Source organism: Vibrio hyugaensis (assembly GCF_002906655.1).
Lineage (GTDB): Bacteria > Pseudomonadota > Gammaproteobacteria > Enterobacterales > Vibrionaceae > Vibrio > Vibrio hyugaensis.
This window is the reverse complement of record NZ_CP025795.1, coordinates 701872-726843: the sequence shown is the minus strand read 5'-3', so window position 1 is coordinate 726843 and position 24972 is coordinate 701872. Positions and strand designations below refer to the sequence as shown.

The window sequence follows — 24972 nt, the reverse complement described above, 5'->3', positions numbered from 1 at the left end:
GAAAAAACGGCTGAATAACTAGATGTATTTAATGAATAGTATTGCAATGGATGCAGTTTGCGGGTAACCTCCGCACACTGTGATTAAATACGGATGTTTAGTGAATATTTATGTCATGGGATATGGCAAGTATTGACTAGTAGTAACACGAGACAAATATGCATAACAACACCAATGCTGCTGAAGCGCCTAAGGGCAATTTCTGGATGTTCTTCATCCCATCCCTGATTGGTCTTCTACTCTTCATGGCACCTATCTCTTACGATGGTGGTCTAACAATTCCTGTTGCGGTAATGGCAAAAGTCATTCCTGCTGTTCTTGGCGATACATTAATCGCTATCGTTACCGCTATTATTGCTTTCATGGCTGTCGCTTCTGTCCTTTGCAAAATTTTCAAGCCAGCGGCAGTTTTGCGTAACGGTTTCTTAAATGGTTTGTTCAACCCATCACCTCTATGGTTGCTTGTTCGCCTAATTGGTGGTGCTGCGGTTTTGATGACATTCTTCCAAGTAGGTCCTAAAGCGATCTGGGAAGAAAACACCGGTGGTCTTGTTCTGACTGGTCTATTGCCGACGCTATTTGCTGTATTCATTTTTGCAGGTCTACTATTGCCGCTACTTTTGAACTTCGGTCTGCTTGAACTATTCGGTGCACTACTGAGTAAAGTAATGCGTCCTGTGTTTAACCTTCCAGGTCGTAGCGCAATTGACTGTATGGCGTCTTGGTTAGGTGACGGCAGTGTTGGTATCCTTTTAACCAGCAAGCAATACGAAAATAACTTCTACACCCAACGTGAAGCGGCGGTAGTCGGTACCACCTTCTCTGCGGTATCCATCACGTTCAGTTTGGTTGTACTTGCTCAAGTTCAACTAGAGCATCTATTCCTTCCTTTCTACGGTGCAATCTGTTTGGCCGGTGTTATCGCAGCGATCATTATTCCTCGCTTACCACCACTAAGCCTCAAGAAAGACCGTTACATGGATGGCAGTAAGCCCAAGAAAGACGCGGATGCAGTACCTGCCGGTCACACAACGTTCTCTTGGGGTATGGACTTAGCACTGAAACGTGCAGGCCAAGTGAAATCAGTACAGTCAGTGTTTAAAGAAGGCGTACACAACGCGATCGACATGGTATTTGGCGTACTACCTGTTGTAATGGGCCTTGGTACCGTGGCGTTGGTGATTGCAGAGTACACATCAGTATTCGAAATCCTAGGTCAGCCATTTATCCCTTACCTAGAGCTACTACAAGTTCCAGAAGCCGCTGCAGCCTCTCAAACTATCGTAGTTGGTTTTGCTGACATGTTTATACCAGCAATCCTTGCGGCTTCTATCGACAACGAAATGACGCGCTTTGTGATTGCGGCAATGTCGGTAACTCAGCTTATCTACATGTCAGAAGTCGGTGCACTACTACTAGGCAGTAAGATCCCAGTAAACATTGTAGAGCTGTTTATCATCTTCATTCTACGTACTCTGATTACACTCCCAGTCATTGCTGGTGTTGCTCATTTGATTTTCTAAAATCGCAATTTTTAATAAAGGCTCCGCATCGTCGGAGCCTTTTTTGTATTAGTAACTTCATTTTGTTATTTCCGTTCCAATTTATTACCACCTTTCTGATAACCGCCTCTTTAGAAACATCTCATTTTCAATAAAAAACTTATAAATATTACTTTAAATTCATCGATTTAAATTAGCTAAATACGTCTAGTCAGACTTGTTTCTGCAAGGCTCAATGATACTATTTGTATGTTTTTAACAGTTTGATGACGAAGTCTTGCAAAGAAGATCAATCTCACAACTTTTGAACACAATCAGGTAATTGTTAAGAAATTAAACAAATCACCTTTAGGTTTTTGACATATCAGTCGATAAGGAAAATAACAAACACAATTGTGTGTTCACATCTGCGTAATTCATCCAAGTAAAAGAGGTGAAAGCAGAGTAAACCAGCCGGGAGACTCGAGAGGGAAAACTATGAAGTTCAGACATAAGGTTGTTACCGCCTCTTCAATTTTATTGCTTGTTACAGTGGCATTGCTGTCGACACAGCAAGTTATTACTATCCGTTCACATATTCAGGATCACATTGATACCAGTGTTAATGAGATCTTATCTGGTGTGGGGAACACCGTAGAATCAGAAATGAACGCCAAGAAAGAACTCGCTCAATCCATAACCGAGATTCTAGAAATAAATCCTACCATCCATAACTACGTGCAAGAAGTGCTTGAAAAGCCAATGCCAAAGTCCAGTTTCCTGGCGATTGGTTACGCGTACGATAACAACGGCTTCTTGATCGAAAATGATGATGGTTGGGAAGCTAGCGCCGATTACGACCCTCGTGTCCGTCCTTGGTTTGTATCGGCAAAAGCACAAGGTAAATTGATCGTCACTGATCCATATGTTGACGTATCCTCGAAGAAAGTGATCATTTCTATCGGTACGCCAGTTCATGAAGCTGGCCAATTCCTTGCGGCCATGTTCTACGACATGGAGTTAACAACTCTTTCCGACTTAGTGAACCAAGTTAATCTGTTTGACGCTGGTTACTTGTTCTTAGTCACCGCTGATGGCACAACCATCGCTCACCCAGAAGCGAAATACAATGGTGAGAAGCTATCAAGCTATCTGCCTCAAGTTGACATCACATCTGGAGCTCAACACATTGAGATGGACGGCGACAAGTACATGGTCAGCCTGACTCATATCCCTAGTGAGAACTGGTATGTGGGTGCCGTAGTCGATGAGAGCATTGCTTATGCTGCGGTTGCTACATTACGTAATAGTGCCATCATCTATTCTCTGATTGCTGTGATTGCTTCTATTATTGCGCTAACCATTCTTATACGTACATTGATGCGCCCACTTGATGAGCTAAACAGCGCAATCCAAGCTGTCGCTTCAGGCAAAGGTGATTTGACTCAGCGTCTGGATACCAACACAGACCAAGAGTTCTCTGAGTTAGCGAAGGGCTTCAATACCTTTATGGAGAACTTGCAGCATCAAATCGTTGAGTCGAAGAGTATTTCTGATCAGATCCTAAGTGGTACGCAAATTACCGCAGAAGGCGCTCGTGACTCTGCTTCTGCGATTCAGACTCAGCTTCAAGAACTTGAACAATTAGCAACAGCGATGCACGAGATGTCTGTGACGGCAACAGAAGTGGCGAACAACGCGCAAGGCGCAGCAAGTGCGGCGAAAGAAGCAGACGACGCAACCGTACAAGGTTCTTCTGTCGTGAACGAATCAACCGAAACGATCAACCTGCTTTCAGACAGCATCGATCAAGCGGTTGAAGAAGTACAAGGACTTGAATCAGCAACAGCAAATATTGAAACCATCTTGAAGGTGATCAACGATATTGCTGACCAAACTAACCTACTTGCACTTAACGCTGCAATAGAAGCCGCACGTGCCGGCGAATCTGGCCGAGGCTTCGCCGTAGTAGCAGATGAAGTCCGCACATTGGCGCAGCGAACTCAAGAATCAACCACAGAAATCCGCAGCATGATTGAACAACTTCAATCTGGTGCATCATCAGTGGCAAGTGCTATGCAACAAAGCAAGAGCAGCGCAGTAGAAGCGGTGGAGAAAGCCGAATTCGCCAATGGTGCACTGCAACGTATTCGTGATGCAATTCAACGTATCTCTGATATGAACCTGCAAATTGCGTCAGCGGCAGAAGAACAGAGCCTAGTTGCAGAAGAGATCAACAACAACACAGTCAACATTAAAGATCTTTCGACCCAAGTTGCTGACTCCGCAAATCGCACCAACGATGCGATGCAAGCACAGCATGAAGATGTTCGTAAACAAGACGAGATCCTTAACCGCTTTACGGTATAACCTCTCTTTATACTCACTTAAAACAAAACAGCGAGCCTATGTGCTCGCTGTTTTTTATCGGTTACAAAACCACATGAACATAACGATCTTTAGAACGCTTGTAATAATGATCATCCACTTTCAGGTAAGTAAAATTGCCAATCTGAATATAAGTACTACGTGGCGGGATATGTCTGTAATGGTAATAGTGATGCTTTGGTCGCTTGTGCTTTACCACTATCACTTTTTTATGTTTATGTTTATGTTTATGTTTATGTTTATGTTTGTGATCATGGTGATGGCCATGCTGACCATGCTTATGTTTTGGATGCGCAACGGCTTCAGCACTGAACACGCCTAAAGAAAGTACCATTCCAGCAATCGTGAGAGAAAGTCGCTTAGACACTCTGTTCCCCTTTACTTTATAACCTAACGGTCATCATAAGGAGAGTCGACGCCATAGTTGTCAGTCTTAAGCGAGACTATTTCACCTTTTGGTCAAATATCAGCGTGATTTATCAAGCAATCGTCAGAGCCATAAGCAATGCTGATATTGCACTTACAAACACGCACAAAAAAGCCGCTTGCTCAATCAGACAAACGGCTTTAACAATTACTTTCGTTCAGCTAAATGCTCAACGTAAAACGAGCAAGGTTACACGGCCTGAGCGAACAGCAAGAAACAACCGAATAGGAAGATTACGCTCATGCCCATCGTGCCACCACCAGCTTCGTACACGTTGTTGTCTTCTACTGGTACACGACGCACTTTCATTGTCATCGACAGAGGAACAAACACCGCTAGGAACACAAGGATAATACCTGCGTAACTTAGGATCGCTAGGAAGTGTTCTGGAGCAAATACTGCGCCAAGCAGTGGCAAAATGAACGTCGTCACGAATACCACTGGCTTACTTGCTTTGAGTAGGTCAGCGTTTTGGTCGTAAAGCGCCATTGCCACACCTAAGAAAGACGTCAGTAGTGCCAAACCCGTGAACATAGAAAGAATGAACTCAAGGCCTTTGTACTGTTGGCCAAGTACAGAGATCAACTCAGATACGTTAGAGAATTGAACCAGCTCATGCGGAGGCAAGTTACCCACTACCGCGAACAACCATAATAGGTAACACACGAGAGGGATAGTTGAGCCGACAATGATCATATTGCGAAGTTGTGTCTTACTCGCCTCTTTGTTGTATGTCACCAAAGAAGGGATAACCACCATAAAGCCGAAACTGGTAAACAGAACAGAGCTTTGTTTGATAAGTGCCATCTTATCAGCGTTTACAACTTCACTTAGCCCTTCAAACGACACGTTTGGCGCAAGAGAGAATAGCGTTAGAACGAGTGCGATGATCATACCGATGAACAAACCACGGTTAAGCTTATCAACAACGCCAGTACCAGCAGACACAATCAGACCAACAAGAACAGTAAAGCCAACTTGGCTAGAAATAGTTGAAACTGGAATGCCCATTGACGCTGTGACTTTCTGTACAAGGTCACCAGCGCCAATGATATAAGCCATTAACAAGCAAACAAGTAAGGCGTAAAGAAGACCATTCGTGACAAACTGACCGCCTTTACCTAGTGTTTCACGAGCGATAGCGTTCATGCTCACGCCACCACCGACTTTACAGCTTGCTTCCAATAGAAGAAGCGCCGCATAGGTGGTACCCGCCCAGATGAACAGCATAAGAAGCGTACCCCAAAGGAGGCCGAATTGAGCAAGCACCATTGGTATAGCAAGCATACCTGCGCCAAGAGCAGTACCTGCAACGATCAGGGAGCTGCCAACAAGTTTTAAGTTCACGGTTAATACCTCTAAATTTAATCCGTTTTATTCATGACTTATCGCGAGTTTGGTTAGAAACGCGATCTACGAAAATGCCCGGCTCTTACGCAACTGAAATTCAGAGCGCAAAAAACCACGACTCAAGCAGGTTCGACTCTGCAAAAGCGTTTATGTCTAAGGAGAAGCATTTCCGGGCAGAGTTTTGATTCACGGAACGTCTCATTTTGGGTTCGAAGCAAAATCAGCACATCCTTTTCGTCAATCCCATTCTCTACTGAATGGATTTGGTTCGGGAGGATTGTAAGGCATAAATAGGACAATTGAAAAGCAAAAGCGCCATCTTATAGCCGTATATTTTAACGACTCTGATGACTTGCAAAATATATGTTGCATTTTTAACCGATGGTTAGACTTTTATCGCTATAAAGAATAAAAAGCGAGTTGAGGCTCACAATTTTGAGGGTGTACATAAAAGTGTACATTATGTGGAAGGGCATTAGAAACCCAGAACATAGCCTAGATCCGCCAATGTCGTTATTATTCGCTTCATACCGACACATTTCGGTTCACATACCTCTAAACACTGATTTACGGTTCGAAGATTTTGGTAAATGAGTGTTCTAAATGCTGGGAGTGGTTCCCCAGCATTTACATCCTCTCTAAAAATAATCCCTGTTACTCTTAACTCATGCTGTTATTTCGTTTACCTGTCGCTTAGCGAAAAAAATCAAAGTTCTTTGTCCAACGCATCAATAATATACGTCATCGCAGCTAAACCCATATCCGCAATTAGACGCTCCATAAGACTCATTTTTTCATAAGACTTATTCAGTTCAGCTTCATCAATGTCGCTACGATGTAGATACAACTCTTTGTACATCATCAAACGTTTCTGTGCCTCTCTTGTCAGCCAACCTAAATCCAATCTAGTCTCTCGACATCGAGCACGAATCTCATCAAGTAGTTGCCCTAAAATGCGTTGCATTTTGCGAATGCTAATTTCGCCATCGACCGATTTATAAAACTGATATTTTTCCATTTTATGAAACTAACTGATATCCCGGCATTTTTTGTGGAATGCCATTCTTATCCCAATCAAAGCTTGGGTAAATAAGGGCTGGTTAAACTGGTCCGTTTATTGCGTGCTTAAGGACAAAACTGTCCTATAAGGAGAGAACATGCAAGTTGACCCGCTGATAGAAGTTCTGATCAGGCGACGTAAAATGAAAGGCGTATCGCGTGAACAAATGGCAAAAGTCGCAGGGATGAGTGCGAAAACTTACCAAAGGATTGAGCGAGGAGAATCGGATCTTAAACTTTCTCAATATCGATCCATTTTACGTGCACTGAATTTGACCGATCTTGATATCGCCTTAGATGAGCGAGGAATAGATAACATTGCAGCAGAAGATGTGTTGTCTGCGGCAAGATTGTTATCTCCAGAAGCACAATCGATGCTAACCAAACTGATTTTCTTGGTGCTAGAGCAAAAAGCCAACGAGAACAAAAAGTAGATCCCTAGACTCCTAACTCAAACAAAGTTATGGTGAGCTAAACTTAAAAAATTAGCGCTTCGATACTCCTAACCTATGGAGGGCGTCTTATGAGAAGCACCTGGGTCATTACAGTAACCACTATTTGTCTGCTTGGGACAGCAAGCTTGTCTGCACAACCGCAAGTGAAACCCGCAGTAAAGCCGATCACGCAGCCAGGAAACAAACATGATTTACGCCCAGTAAATCGCCCTCATAGGCCAAGTAAACCACCTCATTATCATCGGCCGCCCTACTACCGGCCACCTTATTATCATCGGCCACCGTATGTTGCGAGACCACCACATAATCATTCGTCGTTTATCTTTGTAAGACCCGGATATTGGTATCCACCGTATCGTGGGCGTTACTACTACTATCACAGCGATTTGGTGGGCATTGCGACCTTCGCGATTTTTTCCGGCATTACCTACGCCATTGTTCAAGACTCTTACTATCGTAGAAATGGGGACAGATATGACTATGTCCGTTATCCGCCAAGTGGTAACTACACCATAGTGAATGGCAATAGCGTAACCACGTCGTCCTCGACCGCTTCAAACTACGCACCACCTTCAGGTCAGATTGTGTCCTCTTCGCCAAGTTCGAGTTCTGCACATGTAGCCCAAGTAGCTCCAGCTCCAGAACCAAGCCCATACAAACTCGGTGAGATCGTGAATTCGCTGCCACACACAAAAGAAACGGTTGTCGTTGATGGGCAAAGCTACTTTAAGTACAACAACACTTGGTTTGCACCACTCAGAGAAGAACGTAAGTTTGTCGTGGTGGAGTCGCCTTTATAGCACTGTGCACTGCCTATAAAACAAGCAAACCCGCGTATGGCGAGTTTTGTTGCAGAGATGAGTGCAAATAACCTATCAAAGAATTGAATCGGCTCTTAAGCTTTCTCAATATCGCTCCATTGACGTGCACTGAATTTGACCGCTCTTGATACCGCCTTAGATGTACGAGGAGTAGATAGCATTGGAACCGAAGGTGTGCTGTCTGCGGTCAGATTGCAGTCCCCAGAAACGCATCGTTCCTAACCAAACTGATCTTCTTGGTGTTAAATAAACAAGCGAGTAAGGGGTAAGTCAAAGCGGAGTCGCTTTCCATTGAAAATCAAAGGCTAGGCATAATAAAACATTGTAAATAGGAAGTCTTATGTAATTAAAATGAGACGACTAACTCAATAAGTACCTTCAACTGCTAATTACATTAGCATCATCTAGACAATTAGATCAAAGATGCTAACTTTTGTTATAGAGTGCTTTAGCCAACATAGCTTCCAGCCCAAAAAATAACGATAAGGAGCAAGCAACAATGCAAGACTTTATGAGTTTTCTAAACGAAAAAATTTTAAAACAGATGCCTCGTTCAGAATTGATGATAAAGCTACAGCTAAAGTACGATGAGTTTGCGGGGCTCGATGCCATCACCTTAAGTCGTTGGAGTAATGGGGTAACAAAGCCCTCTTTGTATCGACAGCTTCTAATTGCTCACTGTGTAGGTTGTTTAGATGAGTACTTCGAGCGGTGTGATGTACCCAAAGTTCCAAAGATCAACGAGGTTCAATTTAGACAGTATACGTCACAGTTTGATTCCTCCTACCACCAAATCAAGACACAATCGATTGATTCAAAAGTCAAATACCTCAAAAGTACAAACAAAACGACAAGACATCTTTATGAATACACATTTAACATTCCGTCTATAACAGAGGTCGTTGAACATTTAGACAAACAAAACATTACATTCGACGTAGAGACCTTCTATATCGAGAGCTCTGAAGATATTGAATCTTGCGTATACTTTCATGAGTACTGTGAGGGAATAATCGAGAAGTTTGGTGTAGAAGAAAAAATTAATGAATTAAATATCGATATAGATAATCTGCTCTTCTTTGGTTTAACGTATTTTAGATCCTCTGTTCATTGCGAAGTCCTGCTAGGATTAGCGTTGAATCGTTTGATTCACTCTTATTTTAATATTCCAGATACTCTGCTTGTTGCCAGAGGGGCTACCAGCATGCGCTTTTTAGAAGAGCTCGGCGCCAACTTGGTTCATTCCCGTCAACAAGTTAAAGGTCTGGGCAACATGTACATTTATCATATCAATACCCAAAAGCTTTGTAGCAACCCAAAACTTCTAAGCTTAGCGGTACAATATCATCCAGTATATGCCCATTACTTCCAAGAAGATAAGCCGCGAGAATTAAATCTTGACGAACGACTCTATGAACAACTCAAGCAACCAATAACAAAGTAAACTTTTAGAACGACTTAATTACAGGTCTATTACAGAACACAGCTAAGCTTAGTATAAAGTCACGAACTCAAGTATTCTTGGTTTGCCTCTTAGCAACATATCAATAGGCACAATTTGAACTTCCGCATCTATTCATACATTTTCATAAATACGTAATGATCTAACTTGATCACATTACGACTATTGACTCGTTATTTATCGTAATTAAATTCAAACTTCATTTTCCGTAAATTTGTCATCAGTGAGTTTCAAATATGGATAGTCATCACACTTGTTTGCTAAAAGAAATCGAAACGTTGCTTACTTTCACCTAATAGCAGATACAAACAACTCGCCAAACGACGGGTATTGATTAACCTGAACTCAGGTTGATTAATCTGCCGACCACACTGACCGAATATCTGGCCACCCCCAGTTGGTGAGCGCCACGTCTTCTAGAACGCCTTGAAAGCGCAACGTTTGCGTGTGGTGGAACATTGGGGCAATCCAGTATTCACTAACGAGTGTTGAGGCAATAGGCTCCAACGCTTTAAGATAGCCTTCTAATTCAGTGTAGCCCCGTACTTTCTCTAATTGGTCGTCCAACCAAGTCGAGTTCTCTTCGCCCAAGGTGTGATGCAATACGGTATTAGTGAAAAAATTGCTAAAAGCAGACGCATGACGGTTGTCATCCAAGTTGATGTTAGTGACCACCAACGTCTCATCCAAAATGCCATTTTTTGCCTTTTCACTCAGCTCTCGGTAGGAGTACATAACAATACAAACTTTGCTTCCTGTTCCTTCTAAACGGTTGGCAATCGCACGAGCACATCGACGCAGCGCCGTGTAGTTGTAACCTGCGATGGTGATATTTTTTGGCAGCTTACTCTCATAACCAAACGGTCTTAGCACAGGCTTCCACGTTGGCAACATGTTGTAAGCCGGCACACTTCCAAACACAATTTTTTCTTTGCGCATGACATCAGCAAGTTGCTCTGGTTGAATCAGCTCAGCAATGTAGCGACGCTGCGCTTGAGACAAGGGATGCTTGGCATGCTGGTTAAAAAGCGTAAACAAACAGCCGTCCTCTGTGCGACTGTGTTGACTCGCCGGAGCGACCTCTGCATCTTGGGTCGACATATAGTGCCCGCACATGCTGTCGGCAAGCTCATCGTCCGCTTTCTCCACCTGCTTTGGCGGTGTGTTCGCGGCTAGGGATGGGTTCTCCATTTTCTCATCATTGACAATCCAGATCGTCACCACATCGGTCAGTACTCGACAGGTGTAATAGCTGTCAAACGCTTGTAGCTTCAATCGATGAGCACTGTGTTCAATCACAGAGAATGGCCCACTACCAACAACCAAATTGTTGTTCGCGACATTAACTTGGCTAACGGGTTGAATGCCGTATTTTACGCCGGAAATAAGCCCTGCAAAGCCTAGATCCGGCTTGCTCAAAGTAAACACGACTTTGAGAGGATTTGGCGCAGTAATGTTAGCGACGTGCGCAAGTTCTTTCTGGTAATACTCCAGCGAGCTAAGTTTAGCAAAAAGGGATACGACCGTATCGGCATCAATTGGCGTACCATTATGGAATGTCAGCCCCGGGCGAAGGTAAAACGTCCATTCATAACTTTTCTCGTCGTAGCGCCAATGGTGGGCAAGCTCTGGTTTCACCACACCGTTGTAATCACTCGACACTAAACAACAATAGATTTGACGCAGGAAGAAACGCTCACTGCTACGATGAAGTTGATGAGGAACAATACGCTCAAACATACGCTTATAGGTAAGCTGGATATTGAGCCGCCCTTCTTGAACAGACGCGCCAGAGGTGGTTTTCAGCAAACGTCCAAATGCCGCTTCATCTTCATCGAGGATCGCCAGCGCTTTCTCGTATTTACCTAGTTTGATACGTTCCAGAGCAAGACTCTCTTTCAATGCACTCAACTCGATGTTCAACAACAGAGTAGAACGTTGGTTTCGGCCCGCTTTTGGAAGCCAGCTTAACCACGCTTGATCCTGCATTTGCGATAATAAGCTGCGAGCATGACGAGGAGAAGTGAACAGCAAGTCAGAGACTTCCTGTAATGTGGTTTTGACTTCACCACCAATCCCAAAGGGAGTAAGTCGTTGGTAGTAACGAAACAAGTTGAGATCAGACACCGAGCGCCCTCAATAAGTGGGTATAGCTTTATTTTACTCAACTTCAGTAATAGAAAATAAGAAAACTTCCAATCACTTTGTTCCCCTTTTATTCCCCCCAAGAGTAAAAATCGGTGAGTTAGCGCACCTTCTGGGTCTTATTAGGAATAAACCCCAGAAATTCACTCTCTTTTTCAGCTCCCCTTTTCTTTGCATACTGCCCCTGTCAGCAACAAGGAGGAAACACTATGCGATTCCAAATTCGATCAGCAAAAGACATGCCTACGATGGCAACCTATTTTCGAGAACGCGTCGCTTATTCAGACAACAAGCTTGAAGTTATGGCTCTGGTAACAATGAACGACTTCTTCAACTGGTAAACGAACCTTAAGCAGAACTTAGCTCCTGATACTACACCCCCACTTCGTTGTATCTTTAAGTTCTGCTTTTCTTTTTCATCAAGCCAATGACCTAACTTTGCAATTAAACCCCGCAATTTATTCATACTTGCCTTTCGTTTTTTACTTAGTTTCGATTCTATAGTTGCATCCTGAGCTCTGCAGGCGTAAACTTTATCGCAATTCGACGATTAACTATTAAGGCCAGCGAATGAGTGATAAATGCAACGACACTTGCGAAGTTGCTTTTCAGACAACGCAACAACAACTCGAGAAAGAACAAACTCTGGCAGCGCAAGCGAAAGCTCTGTCACACCCAGCACGTTTGCGCATTCTGCATATCCTGCACACTCTCGATACCATGGGCGGTTGTTTGAACAGTGATTTGGTTTCTGAGCTAGGTCTTGCACAATCGACGGTTTCTGAACATTTGCGTATCTTAAAGCAAGCTGGTTTTATCAGCGCAGAGCCTAACCCGCCTAAGGTGTGTTACCGCATTCAACGCGACGCATTTGATAAGTTCAATCTGGGATTTTCTAACCTTTTTAATTAATTATCCTTGCGCACTTGTAAGGTGCGCCGGGGTAAACTATACCTTTAAGTATCGCCTTTCGACGATAAACGAATAAGAGAACACTATGACAACTCAAGTTTTAGATAGTGCCGGCAACAAAATGAGCTTCCTCGACCGTTACCTTACGGTTTGGATCTTTGTCGCTATGGCTATTGGTGTGGGTATTGGCGCTGCTTTCCCACAAGTTGCAGAATGGAACGAATCTATGTCTGTAGGCAGTACTAACGTGCCGCTAGCGATCGGTTTGATTTTGATGATGTACCCACCGCTAGCAAAAGTGAACTACAACTTATTAGGCACCGTCACTAAAGACAAAAAAGCAATTACGCTGTCATTGGTGATGAACTGGATTGTCGGCCCTATTTTGATGTTCATCCTTGCATTGACTTTCCTAGGTGATCATCCGGGTTACATGGTCGGTATCATTCTGATCGGTCTTGCTCGTTGTATTGCGATGGTGCTTGTATGGAACGATATCGGTGGCGGTAACAAAGAATACGGCGCAGCCCTAGTTGCACTAAACAGTGCTTTCCAAATCGTGACTTACAGTGTAATGGCATGGTTGTTCATCACTGTGTTGCCACCAGTCTTTGGTTACGAAGGTTTCGTGGTAGATATCTCGATGATGGACATCGCGGAAAGTGTACTGATTTACCTTGGTATCCCATTCCTAGCGGGCTTCCTAAGCCGTAAATGGCTGGTCGCTGCGAAAGGTGAACAATGGTACAACGAAGTGTTCATCCCACGCATTTCACCAATTACGCTTATCGCCCTGCTTGCGACCATCGTACTGATGTTCAGCTTAAAAGGTGAAATGATTCTTGAACTGCCAATGGATGTATTCCGTGTAGCAATTCCGCTGGCAATTTACTTCGTATTGATGTTCTTTGTAAGCTTCTTCGTTGGTAAGAAAATGGGCATCGACTACGACAAAAATGCGTCGATTGCTTTCACTGCAACAGGCAACAACTTTGAATTGGCAATTGCGGTTTCTATCGCGGTGTTTGGCCTAAACTCAGACCAAGCTTTTGCTGGTGTGATTGGTCCTCTAATCGAGGTTCCTGTCTTGATTGCTCTGGTTAATGTCGCTCTGAAAATGAAACAGAAATACTACAAATAATATATTATTTTAGTCACTTATAAGCGCCTCTCGTCATCACGAAAGGCGCTTTTTTATTGTTCTAGGCATCACTGAATCAACAAAATCCGATTTGCTAACACAAAGTTTTGAACAATGTTTTAAATTGATTGTTCATAGAGGAGCGTGAGTAATGAATATAGAGTACAAAAAACTGAAGTGGCATGCTGTTCTCAAGCTTTCACAACAGACGATTAAATACCTAGAAGAAGAGAACAATACTAATTTCAGCGATATAGATAAGGTCCGAGCGAACGTTCATGCAGCAGAACTCTTGCAACAACTGCTGTCTGATCTAGCTATTGTGGATTCCAAGTCTGGGACAACGATAAACTCAGTGAAGCGTGCATAGTTTCCACAGCATCAATTAACTAACGACGACCGTTTTAATGTAATCACTCGGAGTTAGTCCGAACTTGCCTTTAAAGCGTTGGCTAAAACGCCCTTCTGATTGATACCCGCACAGTTGTGCCAACATCGCAACGTTATAATGTCCGTTTTGCATCAAATACAGAGCATGATTTAGACGTACTTCCGCCAACACTTCTCGATACTGAGTGCCTTCTTGCTTGAGCTTACGAATCATAGTCGCACGGCTCATAGCAAAACGCCCTGCTACAACCTCCAAGGTGTGTTCTTCTCCCGGAGAATGAGCTAGATAACGACTTAGCTTTTGGCTGAATGTGGTGTTCGCATTGACAAATAGGTGATGCAATACACCGCGCTCAGCAAGCTGTTGATACAGGCCCATCACCCAAAACGTTTGGGTCTCCTTACTCATGCTTTGTTGGTCAAACGAAAACAAAGCATTCAAGGTGTCTTGCAATGCTTTATCCGCCGCTAACGTAGGCACCTCTTCGCTTTCTCCAATACTAATGCTTAGGTCAAGCATCGCTTCTGTCGGTAAGCAATGAAAGCTGAACATTCTGGAGAGAAACTTACCTTTTTGCGGTAAGTTCTCAAAACTCAGAGATGCAGAAGCCTCACAAAGTAGCAGCTCAGAATGCGACAGATCCAACGCCGATTCCTTCCAGAAAAGACGCTTACTACCAGTGATGATTTGAATGATGCTTGGGGAATGAATCCTCACATTACGCAACTTCTGCAACTGCTCTGCACGAAATATCGTGACTTGGTATTGGTGACTCATCAACTCCCCTCGCTCTTTATTCTAAGACGTCTTAACGTGTGTATGTCGCCGTAAGTTTCGCTTTGTCTAATGCCATACTGTTGAGTGTAAAGCCCACCACAGCAGCTGGCGTGTTTTCATCAAGGTTCAATTTATCCGTTGGCAATGCCCAAACCGTAAATTGGTAGCGGTGCATGCCGTCTGCTTCCGGTGGGCAAACGCCACCAAAACCAACCGTTCCGTAGTCAATACGCGACTCTTTACCGCCCAATTTTTCAATGTTCACTGCGCGTGGTAGTTCGCTTACTGAAGCTGGAATGTTGAACGCAACCCAGTGCCAGAAACCACTACCTGTTGGCGCGTCCGGATCGTACGCAGTAATTGCAAAGCTCTTTGTACCTGCGGGCGCATCCTTCCACATCAACTGTGGTGACTGGTTGCCACCATTACAACCCCAGCTGTTGTATTCGAAAGTCTTCGCCATAGGATGACCTTCTTGGATGTCTTTACTGGTTAACTCAAATGCTTGCACTGAACCAACCGCCAATAAGCTCATTGCTAATACTGATGTCGTGATTACTTTCATGATGATGCTCCTATTTCTTAAGTTCGGCATAAGTGTATGCCTCAAAAGAAACAACAACCTTTCATTAAGTATCAATTGGACTCATTTTAAGCCAAGAAGTGACACTTTGCGTAACATTTCCAAATTCGTGCTTATCTACGTCTTATTTGGTGTATACCCAAGTGACTTCAAGATGCAGGATTCAGAGCGTTGTCATTGACTCGAGTTCAAGGAAAACAACGCAGCGTAATAGCCAGCTCTTTCCAAGTTGTTTGACGCAGCAATCGGGGCAATGACACGCTCCCAAAGGGCGAGTTGATTTGGCTTGTATACTTTGTTGTCGATTCTTGATTTAGATCCACTAGACCTTTAAATCGCCGCCGCGTCTACAAACCAATTCATTCTCGCTGAACCTAGCATCTCGAGGTTACTTGGGTATATGCTCATTAGCCCAAAAGCAAACAAGGAAGCGTAAATGGAACTGGATATCTACGTGGTGGACGCCTTCACCGATACGCAATTCAAAGGCAACTCTGCAGCGGTCGTACCGCTAGAGGAATGGCTTGCTCCAGAGTTGATGCAAAATATCGCGGCAGAAAACAACTTGTCGGAAACGGCTTTTCTAAAATCCATTGGCGCAAACCGATATGAGATTCGTTGGTTATCTCCGATTACCGAAATCGATTTCTGTGGACACGCAACGCTAGCCTCGTCGTTAGTGCTGTTTGATGAGCTTGGCATTAGTGGCACCATTGAATTTCATACTCTGGAAGTAGGAACACTCACCGTAGAGAAGAATGCGCAAGGCAAGATTGAAATGACGTTCCCTGCTCGTCCTCCAAAAGCCGTTTCTGATATTCCCTCGGCGTTGATTGAAGGCTTAAGCTGCCATGTGGAACGCGTACTGCTTAGCCCTCAAGCTTATTTCGTGGTGGTCGACAGCCAACAGGAGGTACTTGAGGTTCAGTACCGTTCCGAGCACCTCAAAACACTTGCTCCTTACGATGTGGTCGTTACTGCGAAAGGCGATCAACAAGACTTTGTATCGCGTTACTTTTGGCCTGCAAATGGTGGCGACGAAGACCCCGTAACCGGCTCGATTCACGCTGGATTAGCACCATTCTGGGCAGAAGAATTAGGCAAAACATCCCTGGTTGCTTATCAAGCTTCTCTGCGCGGAGGCATTTTGCACTGTGAGGTAAACGGCGAACAAGTAAAAGTATCTGGTGACGGCGTGCTTTACATGAAAGGTAAGATTTTTGTGTAGACCTTTAGCTTGTCTTTAGCATTAGCCCAATAGAACAAAGCCCAGCGTGATTGAATAATATAGCGCTGGGCTTGAGGATAACACTGGGCTTGATGGTTTGAGTAGAGTGATGTCGAACTACTGGAACTTCTCACCCGCAGCAGCAACAAAAGCCATTTCTACCAACAGTTCAGGATTTGCCAATTCAACTTTGACGCAAGCACGGCTTGGTGCACAGCCCTCAGGGAACCACGCATCCCATACTTCGTTGAGGGCATCGAAGTTAGCAAAATCTGTCACGTAAATCGTCACAGATAGAATGCGCGATTTATCGCTATCAACACTGGCTAGCATTTGCTCGGCTTGGTCGAAGATCTGCTGTACTTGCCCTTTCATATCCGCAGTAGTGTCAGCTTCTGCCACCTCAACAAAGTTGGCGATGCCATTAAATACCGTTACATCTGACCAACGTTTGCATGGATTAATACGATGAATTGTCATGTTATTTCTCTTAATTACGGCTTCTCAACCAAACACACAGGCGCACCGATGTCGCACGAATATCCGGTTGGAGTGATAGCGCCAGTTTCCGGATTCCTATGGAAGCTAGCGACATTATGTGAATGTTGATTGGCAACGAGCATCCACTGCCCGTCACGGGATAAAACAAAATCTCTTGGAAACGCGCCACCACAATCGGACGCGGCAATTTGAACCGGAATATCACTCGTTACATCAAATGTACTGATCAGATTGTGCGCACGGCATGAGACATAGACAAAGCGCTCATCCACGGAGAGACGAATAGCAGACGCCGCTTCTTTGTTCTCTTCATCGGCTAGCAGCTTCACTTGCTGAGTCAGATTCCATTGCCCGCTTTGCTTGTGAAGTACCGCTAGCGTTTCGGACAGTTCGCAAACAACGTAGGCGACAGACTCATCACGATTGAAGACCAAATGACGAGGCCCAGAACCAGCAGGCATAGCGATGCTTTGAGAAAGTGAAAACTTAACTGTCTCACCATCATTGTCGTAGTCATAGAAATGAACACTGTCTGTGCCTAAATCGACCACAGCCAATTGCGCGGAATGTTTTAGAAAAGTGACTTGATGCGCATGAGGTGAAGTTTGACGGTCAATATTCGGTCCATTGCCTTCCACATACAATTCTGCAATGGATTTCAAAGGCTTACCTTGCTCATCAAGTTGGTAAACACTCACATTGCCGGAACCGTAGTTTGCAACAGCGAGTAAAGGTTCTTTAATGTCGATATGGCAAGGGTAGTCACCTTCTATTGGCAGTGCATAGCTGCCTGTTTTTTCAGCAAATATCAGCTCTGCACCTTCCAAGCGATCGACTTCATTAAAGGTATATAAACCCTCTCCTTTGAGCGCAAGGTAAGAAGGGTTACGAACCGTTTTTACCGCTTCTGGAACATGTTCATTGGTGAGCGTTAATGCGCCAGTAGCAGTATCGAGAGAAACACACGCAATGCCCTGACTTTGGCTTGGTGAATCGGTATAGGTGCCTACATAAAAATGTAAGTGACCATTTACTATCATGGGAAACCTTTAGGAGATAAAAGAGTGCTTAACCGATAAGATGCCGCCTGCGTTACCAGACGGCAATCCCTTTTAGTTATCAATCGGTTAAAGTGTGAAGCAACTGCTCGGTTGGTACTACGATGGCGACAATCGTTTCATCAAAAATAATCGCATTTTCATTGATGATGCGTTGATACGCTTTAGCGTCAGATTGACCAATACCACTGCCCTGCTTGGCGAGCTCAATCAGGGTTAAACCTAAATCGGCAACTTTGATTGCTGCTTCTGCAACTCGCACCGTTTCTACTGACGCAACGTTGGCCGCGAAAATAGGTTTGGCTTGCTGCGCCGCCAACTTAACTCTTTGATAATGCATCGCTAACGCATCCAACGCTGCTGTATCACCTTGAGCATAAGCCGCGACTAAATCTTTCATCTCATACACTGCTAGGCTTTCTACTGGCAGTGCATCCGCAAAGCGGTTTAATCGCTCATACTGATTGTATAAATCACCTTCGTTTGGCGTAGAGATCCATTTCTCCCAATGACGGGCGTAGTATTGAGCTGGTTCGATGTACTTCGCTAATGTTTGTAGCGGTGTTTCGTCCGCACCATTAGCAAGACGTTTTAGCATCATATTGGCATCGGCATGATGACGCAGGCCAAGCGAAATCTCAGACCATGTATCCATCACCTTCATGCGCTTGTACATGCTGCGCTCATCGGTCAGTTCTTGACTCGACCATAGACGCTCAGCAATCGCGTAGCTTCTCGGCCATAAACGTTGCTCAATGGTCGTTGAATCGAGGTTTTCGCCCCAGATGGTGATTTCTCCACCTAAGATTAACTGCTGTTCTTTCTCGGTCAGCTCAGCCGGATAGCCACCATTCGGCTCAGGAATGACACTCCCTGCCATGTCACTGCTCGCGACCAATTCTCCAGTCGCAGGCCAACGCACATTGCCTATCAATTGGTAACTGGTGCCTTTCAGCTTGCCGTCTGCAAAGTCATAGTTGAATTCGGTGTAAGACATAAAGTTATCGAAGTGACCTCTAAATTTCACACCCGGCACGTACTCGATGATGAACACCTCTTCGCGGGACTTACCGTTGTAATCGGTAAGCGCACGATAGCTGCCATCTTTCGCTTCAATAATGGTTAGATTACCTGTACGTGGACCACCCTTATTGCGTGGTTTCACCCAGTCATAAGTCGCGAATTTCTCACCTTGATGAAGTTGGTCATCAACCGTGATTCCTTTCGGCATTGGGTCATTGCGATAGTGGTAACTGGTTGGTTGGGGCTGGTCTAAGTAATAGCCCGTAGAAAGAATGCCTTGGTAGCCCTCTTTTGCTGCTCGACCGATACTGTCGTGCCCTTGCCAGCTTTGAATCACAATCGAGGTTGGAAGGTCTTTGTGCCAGATTTCATCCCAGCCAGTCATCTTCTTGCCACGTGCTTCCAGCATCTGTTCAACCTTGGTGTTCAGATACGATTGCAGACCACGCTCTCCATCCAGATTGTTGTCTTTGATGAATTGCTGAATCTTCGGGTTATCTTTCCACTGTTGGTAATTTGGTTCATCGCCGCCGATATGAAAGTATTCATCTGGGAAGAGCTCAACCACTTCGTCAAACACGCTCGCCAGCATCTTGTAGAGTTCAGGGTTGGTAGGGTCCATTAACGGCTCAAACACACCCCAGCCACGTTGATGCGGATAAGATTGCTCACCCATGCCAGACATTAATTCAGGGTATGCGTGCGCCACTGCCGAAGCATGTCCAGGCAGAGAGATTTCAGGGATAACTCGAATGCCAAGGTTGCGCGCATAATTCACCACATGGCGGATTTCATCTTTGGTGTAGTAATCACCATCTGCTGTGTCTTGCCACAGCTTTTGGTAATTATCGAGCTGGATACGGATCGCTTGGTCATCCCAAATATGCCAATGGAAGACGTTCATTTTTGCTGATGCCATCGCATCGAGTTGACGAAGAATCACGTCGAGCTCAATGAAGTGACGAGAAGTATCATAAGAAACACCACGCCAAGGAAAACGCGGCTCATCTTGAATCGATACCGCAGGCACAAAGTATCCACTAGCGTCCGTAGTCACTAACTGCAAGAAGGTTTCTAAACCATGGAAAGCACCGTAAGGGCGTTCGGAGCGAATGATGATCTGACCATTACGCGATTCAAGTTGATACGATTCATCACTGTTGATGTCTTGCACCTCTGACTTAGGCGCATTACGAATATCAATCACCAAGGTCGCGTCTTTTTCCGACTCAGCATGCCAGTTCAACATTGGTAAGCCAGTTTGACGATATAGACGGTCCATGGTGCGCTTTGCGTTGAACTGCACGCGCGGTGAATCGTAGCCTTTGATGTAAATGCTGAAGGATTTATCCAGTGTGATTTTACCCTGCCCCAACTCTACATTTTGTGGGTAAGGCATTAGGTTAAGATCGGTGTTGGGAGTCATCGCCATCGCTACCGTTGGAATTGTGATTAAGCCTGAAATGAGTAGTGCTAATGTACCTTTGTTCATCCGCGCCATCCTGTCGTTACTAGGGTCTGTTGATCTTTCGCGGTTAAATTTTGTTCGGATGGGGACGCCTAGTCAAAATCGTTTTAGGCGAGGCAAGGAGTGTGTCGCCTAGTCATTCTAAGCAAATACTCCTTAACAAAGCATAAAACGATTTTAGTCGGGGGCGCCTAGCCGAACCCTCCGGGCAGCGTTTGTTGGTCATTTCTACTGCGTTATCGACTTCTCATGTAGGCTAGCTACACAGCAAAGTCTCTGCCTTGTATAAATATCCAACAATTCGCTGCAAAAATCAGCTCGAAAGGTCAACAGACCCTATAATTGTTCAACCCAAGTCACGCTATTTCATGGGGTCTCGCGACTTGGGTAAAAGAGCTCTGTTTGATTTACGCAACCAGCTCTACTGCTTCACGAACCAGCTTGCCAATTTCATCCCACTGCTCGTTTTCAATTAAGCTCGGTGCCACCATCCAAGTGCCACCGCAACAAACCACACGGTCGATGGCTAGGTAATCATTGACGTTGCTCTTACCGATACCGCCTGTCGGCATCAGACTCACATCAACGTATGGAGCCAGTAGCGACTTCACCATCGCGATACCACCGCTCGCTTCTGCCGGGAAGAATTTGAGGAAGTTCAAACCCAGCTCAAGTGCTTGTTCAACCTGACTTGGGTTGTTCACACCCGGTACGATTGGCATGTTGATTTCTTGGCAGCGACGCACGGTGTTTGGGTTCAAACCCGGCGCGACAATAAACTCTGCACCCGCGTCTTTCGCTTGGGTAATCTGCTCTGGCGTCAGTACGGTGCCAGCACCGATGCACATTTGCGGATAAGCATCGCGCATGGCTTTAATCGCCTCGGCAGCGGCTTCTGTTCGAAACGTCACTTCTGCGACTGGCAGACCGTTTTCTACTAACACTTTCGCCAATGGAATCGCGTGCTCAACCTTGTTGATTTGAATAACAGGAATAACTTTGAATTGCTGAAGTTGCTTAATCATTGCTTGGGACATAATACGTTCTCGGAAATTATCGAATTAGATGAGTCATGACGTCGTTTGGAATGATCGCGCCAGGATATTGAATAACGGTTACCGCTAGTGCGTGACCGAGTTGGGCAGATTGCTCGCAACTTTGTCCGGTCAATCGTCCTGCAAGGTAACCAGCAGCAAACGAATCGCCGGCGGCACAGGTGTCGACCACTTTGGCAACCTTCTCGGCAGCTACGTAAGCACTTTGCTTGTCGTCACCTTGCGACCAAACCAGTTTGCAAGGCTCGCAGCCATGTTTAATCACGATTTCTTGGCAACCAAAGCGAAGGCAACGCTGCTCGGCACTTTCCTCTTCACCCCACACCAAGACATCATCGTCTTCTGTGATAAGCGCAATGTCGACTAAAGGCAAAATTTGGCTGTACCAATGTTTCGCCTCTTGTGCAGACCAAAGTTGAGGACGGAAGTTATTATCGAAGATAACCTTGCCTCCATCTTGTGAGAACTGACTTAACGCCTTTTTAAGCCTTACTTTGCTATCGTCATTTAGAATCGCAATGCTGATGCCACTTAGGTAGAGATAATCCAGCTCTCGGTTTGCAATCGCGGCTTCTAATTTGTTGAGCGAAGAGGTAGAGAAGTAACTTTTAGCGGCTGCGCTGTCACGCCAGTATAGAAAGCTGCGTTCACCTTCTTGGTCGGTCTGCACCATGTACAAACCCGGTAGTTGAGCTGGGAAGATCTCGACAAGATCAGTAGCAATGCCTTCTTGTTGCCAGTTTTCCAGAAGTTCTTGAGAAAGTACGTCCTCCCCTAGACCGGTCGCGTAGGACACTTGGACAGGCTGCTGAGCAGTGAGCCGAGAAAGGTAAAGTGCGGTATTGAGCGTGTCGCCACCAAAGCCTTTGCGAATTGGGTCTCCGCTCAGTTCAATCATGCATTCGCCAAAGAAAGCAATTTTAGTCTGGGATGAATCGGTCATCGTTCACCTACTTTGGATAAATTTAGAATGGTGGCTCGGGGGAACCACCAGTTTGTTAGGAGCTTATGAGCGAGTTTCTGTTCGAGCCGGAAACTCTATGCTGTTAAGCGTTTTGATTTGCCGCCGTTGCGCGGTTTTGCAGAGAAGCGTCTTCTTCCAGAACGCCTTTGTCAGACAGTTCCATTTCCATCAGAGCACGCTCATCATCTAGGATTGCTCGCGCCATTTCTGGTGAAACTTGGTTAGCTGGAGTCACTAGGCTCACTGCCACACCAGCAGTTAGGGCAAACAAGCAAGACGGAATCACTGGGTTGCCCCAGAAAGCGGTTAGGTCTGGGCTCATCATTACTGCAAATGAAGCGATAGACGCACCTGCCAATGTTGCCAATGCACCTTGCCAGTTGTAACGCTTCCAGAAGCGACCCAACATACCGCACACGAACATGCCAGACATAACCGTCGAGATCATCTTAGTGATGTAGCCGATGATGTCGTTAGAAGTTAGAGCGAACAGCAATGCACAACCGATCACTACAACCAAAGCCAAGCGAGAGTAATTCAACATGGATTCTTTGTTTGGCACGCGACCTGTGAACATGACATAAACGTCACGCAGTAAGATAGACACGCCCGCAATCGCATCGGAACTCGCACTCGACATGGTTGCCGATAGACCTGCAATCAGAACGATAAGACCAACGCCTACTGGCAATACTGTTGCCGCGATGTATGGGAAAGCAAAGTTCGCGTTGTTCAGTTCAGGGTCAATCGCATGCGCCGCCATACCAATGACTGCAGGGATGATGGAGAAGAACAAGTACAGCACACCAGAAGCCACAAACGAACGGCGGATGGTTGACACATCTTTGCCTGAATAGATACGTTGGCGAAATGAAGGCGTTGCAAGTACACCCACACCAATCACGACGGCAAGAGAAACCGCTGGAATTAGACCAAGCTTATCAATCGCAAGGAAGCTCACCGCTTCTGGGTCCATGGCTGAGTACAGGTTATCCAAGCCGCCAATGTGTTGCACAGACAGTACCGCCATTAGGATGAAACCAACGAATAAGATGATAGCTTGAATGGTATCCGTCCAAACCACCGCGGTGTAGCCGCCAATAACCACGTAAATGGTAAACGCTGCTGCGATGATCATCTTCGCAGTGCTCAGCTCAATATCAGCAATCCACGCTAGGTACATACCACCACCAAGGATGTGTGCGCCCAACCAGCCGATAGAAGCGATAAAGATAAGCAGACCAACCACGTTCTTTACGATGCGGTTTGCACCTACGTAGTATGCGAGTTCTTCACTCATGGTCATAAAGTTGAGTTTACGAACAGGCGCAAACCACAGTGCCAATAGCAAGATACCAATTGCGCCGCCAATGCCATAAAGCGCGCCAGCCCAACCGTTTGAGTAACCAAAGCCAACCGCGCCCATACTAGAGCCCGTGCCAACCATAGTTGCTACCGTGGTACCTAATACGAGGAACAGAGGTAAGCCTCGACCACCGAGTAGAAAGTCTTCACCTGATTTTTGATTGCGAGAGACAAACCATCCCAACCAAATTAAAAATAAGACATACGCACCGAAGCCGGTAAGAAAAAGTGTACTGTTCATTGAACACCTCTCATATCAAAATCCATCTTTCAGATTGATATAATTCCAGCAGCAAGTATTAGATTTTATTCCAGAAATTATCTAATTTTATTTTTATAGCTTTTGCTAAATATATTAGGCACTACTGCTTTATGAAATTATATTTATGTAGGGAGTGAGAGTGCCAAAACGATAATAACAGGAAAGTAATTGTTTCCGGCACTCTATTTTATTTAATTAGGTAAAGTGTGATTTCTATCGGCGATCTTCGCGGTAGCAAGTCACATCGACTTCGACTTTCACGTCCACCACCAGATCACACACCATGCAAATACGTGCAGGTGGGTGATCGCCAAAGAACTCTCTGAACACTTTATTGAACGATTGGAAGTAACGAGAATCCGTTAGTACCACTTTTACGTGTACCACGTCAGCTAACGTGTAACCTGCTTCTCCCATGATATCGACACAGTTTTGAATCGCTAGGCGAGACTGGTCAACGATACCGCCTTCTACCACTTCGCCGTCAGTCATTGGTGTTTGACCCGATACGTATAAGAAGCCGCCCGCTTCTGTTGCACGTGCAAATGGTAAATGTTGACCGCCAGTACCTACGCCGCCTTCTACACCATAACGTTTAATTGACATAATATTCTCCAGTGATAATGATTAATCTATAAAATTAATTTATTTAATAA

General features: G+C 45.0%; 23 protein-coding genes. 10 read left to right on the top strand and 13 right to left on the bottom strand.

What is annotated here, in order from left to right:
• The first annotated feature begins 158 nt into the window (after window positions 1–158).
• On the top strand, window positions 159–1523 hold the full coding sequence (locus C1S74_RS20485) for a YjiH family protein (protein WP_045397431.1): 1365 nt from the start codon (window positions 159–161) through the stop codon (window positions 1521–1523).
• Window positions 1524–1979: 456 nt separating this feature from the next.
• Window positions 1980–3851, top strand: coding sequence for a methyl-accepting chemotaxis protein (locus tag C1S74_RS20480; protein ID WP_045397429.1), 1872 nt, complete (start codon window positions 1980–1982; stop codon window positions 3849–3851).
• Window positions 3852–3912: 61 nt separating this feature from the next.
• Here the strand turns inward: C1S74_RS20480 and C1S74_RS20475 are convergent, their stop codons facing one another.
• The 3 genes from C1S74_RS20475 to C1S74_RS20465 all read right to left on the bottom strand — a co-directional run bounded on the left by C1S74_RS20475 (window position 3913) and on the right by C1S74_RS20465 (window position 6664).
• Entirely contained in the window at window positions 3913–4236 is a 324-nt protein-coding gene (locus C1S74_RS20475; protein ID WP_045397426.1) for a VPA0510 family protein, read from the bottom strand.
• 249 nt (window positions 4237–4485) lie between these two features.
• A complete protein-coding gene (locus C1S74_RS20470; RefSeq protein WP_045397423.1) occupies window positions 4486–5643 on the bottom strand; it encodes an amino acid permease in 1158 nt (385 codons plus the stop codon).
• Between the two features lie 709 nt (window positions 5644–6352).
• Window positions 6353–6664: a hypothetical protein gene (locus C1S74_RS20465; protein ID WP_045397420.1), complete on the bottom strand. Its 312-nt coding sequence runs from the start codon at window positions 6662–6664 to the stop codon at window positions 6353–6355.
• Between the two features lie 139 nt (window positions 6665–6803).
• Between C1S74_RS20465 and C1S74_RS20460 the strand changes: the two genes are divergently transcribed.
• From C1S74_RS20460 to C1S74_RS20445, 3 genes are all read left to right on the top strand, one after another.
• Window positions 6804–7139, top strand: coding sequence for a helix-turn-helix domain-containing protein (locus C1S74_RS20460; RefSeq protein WP_045397418.1), 336 nt, complete (start codon window positions 6804–6806; stop codon window positions 7137–7139).
• Between the two features lie 89 nt (window positions 7140–7228).
• Window positions 7229–7960, top strand: a complete 732-nt coding sequence (locus C1S74_RS20455) for a hypothetical protein (protein WP_045397415.1) — start codon at window positions 7229–7231, stop codon at window positions 7958–7960.
• Between the two features lie 520 nt (window positions 7961–8480).
• Window positions 8481–9425 carry a hypothetical protein gene (locus tag C1S74_RS20445; protein ID WP_045397412.1) on the top strand — a complete coding sequence of 315 codons (945 nt, stop codon included), beginning with the start codon at window positions 8481–8483 and terminating at the stop codon, window positions 9423–9425.
• Between the two features lie 372 nt (window positions 9426–9797).
• Here the strand turns inward: C1S74_RS20445 and C1S74_RS20440 are convergent, their stop codons facing one another.
• Window positions 9798–11570 (bottom strand): SgrR family transcriptional regulator, encoded by a 1773-nt coding sequence (locus C1S74_RS20440; protein ID WP_045397409.1) that lies wholly within the window; start codon window positions 11568–11570, stop codon window positions 9798–9800.
• A 227-nt stretch (window positions 11571–11797) separates the two neighbouring features.
• On the opposite strand from C1S74_RS20440, the gene C1S74_RS27010 reads away from it, so the two are divergent.
• The 4 genes from C1S74_RS27010 to C1S74_RS20425 all read left to right on the top strand — a co-directional run bounded on the left by C1S74_RS27010 (window position 11798) and on the right by C1S74_RS20425 (window position 14011).
• Entirely contained in the window at window positions 11798–11929 is a 132-nt protein-coding gene (locus tag C1S74_RS27010) for a hypothetical protein (RefSeq protein WP_258075232.1), read from the top strand.
• A gap of 229 nt (window positions 11930–12158) precedes the next feature.
• A complete protein-coding gene (locus tag C1S74_RS20435) occupies window positions 12159–12500 on the top strand; it encodes an ArsR/SmtB family transcription factor (protein ID WP_045397406.1) in 342 nt (113 codons plus the stop codon).
• 85 nt (window positions 12501–12585) lie between these two features.
• Window positions 12586–13641 carry an ACR3 family arsenite efflux transporter gene (gene arsB / locus C1S74_RS20430; protein WP_045397404.1) on the top strand — a complete coding sequence of 352 codons (1056 nt, stop codon included), beginning with the start codon at window positions 12586–12588 and terminating at the stop codon, window positions 13639–13641.
• Window positions 13642–13792: 151 nt separating this feature from the next.
• On the top strand, window positions 13793–14011 hold the full coding sequence (locus C1S74_RS20425; RefSeq protein ID WP_045397401.1) for a hypothetical protein: 219 nt from the start codon (window positions 13793–13795) through the stop codon (window positions 14009–14011).
• 15 nt (window positions 14012–14026) lie between these two features.
• Here C1S74_RS20425 and C1S74_RS20420 read toward each other — a convergent pair whose 3' ends face one another.
• Both C1S74_RS20420 and C1S74_RS20415 read right to left on the bottom strand, forming a co-directional pair.
• The gene (locus C1S74_RS20420) at window positions 14027–14809 is read right to left on the bottom strand and encodes a helix-turn-helix transcriptional regulator (protein ID WP_045397398.1); all 783 of its coding nucleotides are present in this window, start codon (window positions 14807–14809) and stop codon (window positions 14027–14029) included.
• A gap of 31 nt (window positions 14810–14840) precedes the next feature.
• Complete coding sequence (locus tag C1S74_RS20415) at window positions 14841–15374, bottom strand: YbhB/YbcL family Raf kinase inhibitor-like protein (protein ID WP_045397395.1); 534 nt, start codon at window positions 15372–15374, stop codon at window positions 14841–14843.
• Window positions 15375–15828: 454 nt separating this feature from the next.
• Here C1S74_RS20415 and C1S74_RS20410 point away from each other — a divergent pair, with 454 nt between their 5' ends.
• Entirely contained in the window at window positions 15829–16620 is a 792-nt protein-coding gene (locus C1S74_RS20410) for a PhzF family phenazine biosynthesis protein (protein ID WP_045397392.1), read from the top strand.
• 117 nt (window positions 16621–16737) lie between these two features.
• Here the strand turns inward: C1S74_RS20410 and C1S74_RS20405 are convergent, their stop codons facing one another.
• The 7 genes from C1S74_RS20405 to C1S74_RS20375 form a co-directional block, all read right to left on the bottom strand.
• On the bottom strand, window positions 16738–17100 hold the full coding sequence (locus C1S74_RS20405) for a RidA family protein (protein ID WP_005534602.1): 363 nt from the start codon (window positions 17098–17100) through the stop codon (window positions 16738–16740).
• Window positions 17101–17114: 14 nt separating this feature from the next.
• Window positions 17115–18161, bottom strand: coding sequence for a lactonase family protein (locus C1S74_RS20400; protein WP_045397391.1), 1047 nt, complete (start codon window positions 18159–18161; stop codon window positions 17115–17117).
• A 79-nt stretch (window positions 18162–18240) separates the two neighbouring features.
• Window positions 18241–20694, bottom strand: coding sequence for a beta-N-acetylhexosaminidase (locus C1S74_RS20395; RefSeq protein ID WP_045397389.1), 2454 nt, complete (start codon window positions 20692–20694; stop codon window positions 18241–18243).
• A gap of 383 nt (window positions 20695–21077) precedes the next feature.
• Window positions 21078–21707, bottom strand: a complete 630-nt coding sequence (locus C1S74_RS20390; RefSeq protein WP_045397387.1) for a bifunctional 4-hydroxy-2-oxoglutarate aldolase/2-dehydro-3-deoxy-phosphogluconate aldolase — start codon at window positions 21705–21707, stop codon at window positions 21078–21080.
• Window positions 21708–21723: 16 nt separating this feature from the next.
• The gene (locus C1S74_RS20385) at window positions 21724–22668 is read right to left on the bottom strand and encodes a sugar kinase (protein WP_045397384.1); all 945 of its coding nucleotides are present in this window, start codon (window positions 22666–22668) and stop codon (window positions 21724–21726) included.
• A 103-nt stretch (window positions 22669–22771) separates the two neighbouring features.
• Window positions 22772–24295, bottom strand: a complete 1524-nt coding sequence (locus C1S74_RS20380; RefSeq protein WP_038895509.1) for a sodium:solute symporter family protein — start codon at window positions 24293–24295, stop codon at window positions 22772–22774.
• A 234-nt stretch (window positions 24296–24529) separates the two neighbouring features.
• Complete coding sequence (locus tag C1S74_RS20375; protein WP_045397382.1) at window positions 24530–24922, bottom strand: RidA family protein; 393 nt, start codon at window positions 24920–24922, stop codon at window positions 24530–24532.
• Window positions 24923–24972: the final 50 nt, after the last annotated feature.

What these genes read in the sequence shown, in the direction of transcription:
- C1S74_RS20420 (WP_045397398.1), bottom strand. Translation starts at nt 14,809, where the DNA reads ATGAGTCACCAATACCAAGTCACGATATTTCGTGCAGAGCAGTTGCAG.
- C1S74_RS20435 (WP_045397406.1), top strand. Translation starts at nt 12,159, where the DNA reads ATGAGTGATAAATGCAACGACACTTGCGAAGTTGCTTTTCAGACAACG.
- C1S74_RS20465 (WP_045397420.1), bottom strand. Translation starts at nt 6,664, where the DNA reads ATGGAAAAATATCAGTTTTATAAATCGGTCGATGGCGAAATTAGCATT.
- C1S74_RS20380 (WP_038895509.1), bottom strand. Translation starts at nt 24,295, where the DNA reads ATGAACAGTACACTTTTTCTTACCGGCTTCGGTGCGTATGTCTTATTT.
- arsB (WP_045397404.1), top strand. Translation starts at nt 12,586, where the DNA reads ATGACAACTCAAGTTTTAGATAGTGCCGGCAACAAAATGAGCTTCCTC.
- C1S74_RS20395 (WP_045397389.1), bottom strand. Translation starts at nt 20,694, where the DNA reads ATGAACAAAGGTACATTAGCACTACTCATTTCAGGCTTAATCACAATT.
- C1S74_RS27010 (WP_258075232.1), top strand. Translation starts at nt 11,798, where the DNA reads ATGCGATTCCAAATTCGATCAGCAAAAGACATGCCTACGATGGCAACC.
- C1S74_RS20455 (WP_045397415.1), top strand. Translation starts at nt 7,229, where the DNA reads ATGAGAAGCACCTGGGTCATTACAGTAACCACTATTTGTCTGCTTGGG.
- C1S74_RS20405 (WP_005534602.1), bottom strand. Translation starts at nt 17,100, where the DNA reads ATGACAATTCATCGTATTAATCCATGCAAACGTTGGTCAGATGTAACG.
- C1S74_RS20375 (WP_045397382.1), bottom strand. Translation starts at nt 24,922, where the DNA reads ATGTCAATTAAACGTTATGGTGTAGAAGGCGGCGTAGGTACTGGCGGT.
- C1S74_RS20445 (WP_045397412.1), top strand. Translation starts at nt 8,481, where the DNA reads ATGCAAGACTTTATGAGTTTTCTAAACGAAAAAATTTTAAAACAGATG.
- C1S74_RS20485 (WP_045397431.1), top strand. Translation starts at nt 159, where the DNA reads ATGCATAACAACACCAATGCTGCTGAAGCGCCTAAGGGCAATTTCTGG.
- C1S74_RS20425 (WP_045397401.1), top strand. Translation starts at nt 13,793, where the DNA reads ATGAATATAGAGTACAAAAAACTGAAGTGGCATGCTGTTCTCAAGCTT.
- C1S74_RS20400 (WP_045397391.1), bottom strand. Translation starts at nt 18,161, where the DNA reads ATGATAGTAAATGGTCACTTACATTTTTATGTAGGCACCTATACCGAT.
- C1S74_RS20460 (WP_045397418.1), top strand. Translation starts at nt 6,804, where the DNA reads ATGCAAGTTGACCCGCTGATAGAAGTTCTGATCAGGCGACGTAAAATG.
- C1S74_RS20410 (WP_045397392.1), top strand. Translation starts at nt 15,829, where the DNA reads ATGGAACTGGATATCTACGTGGTGGACGCCTTCACCGATACGCAATTC.
- C1S74_RS20390 (WP_045397387.1), bottom strand. Translation starts at nt 21,707, where the DNA reads ATGTCCCAAGCAATGATTAAGCAACTTCAGCAATTCAAAGTTATTCCT.
- C1S74_RS20480 (WP_045397429.1), top strand. Translation starts at nt 1,980, where the DNA reads ATGAAGTTCAGACATAAGGTTGTTACCGCCTCTTCAATTTTATTGCTT.
- C1S74_RS20415 (WP_045397395.1), bottom strand. Translation starts at nt 15,374, where the DNA reads ATGAAAGTAATCACGACATCAGTATTAGCAATGAGCTTATTGGCGGTT.
- C1S74_RS20385 (WP_045397384.1), bottom strand. Translation starts at nt 22,668, where the DNA reads ATGACCGATTCATCCCAGACTAAAATTGCTTTCTTTGGCGAATGCATG.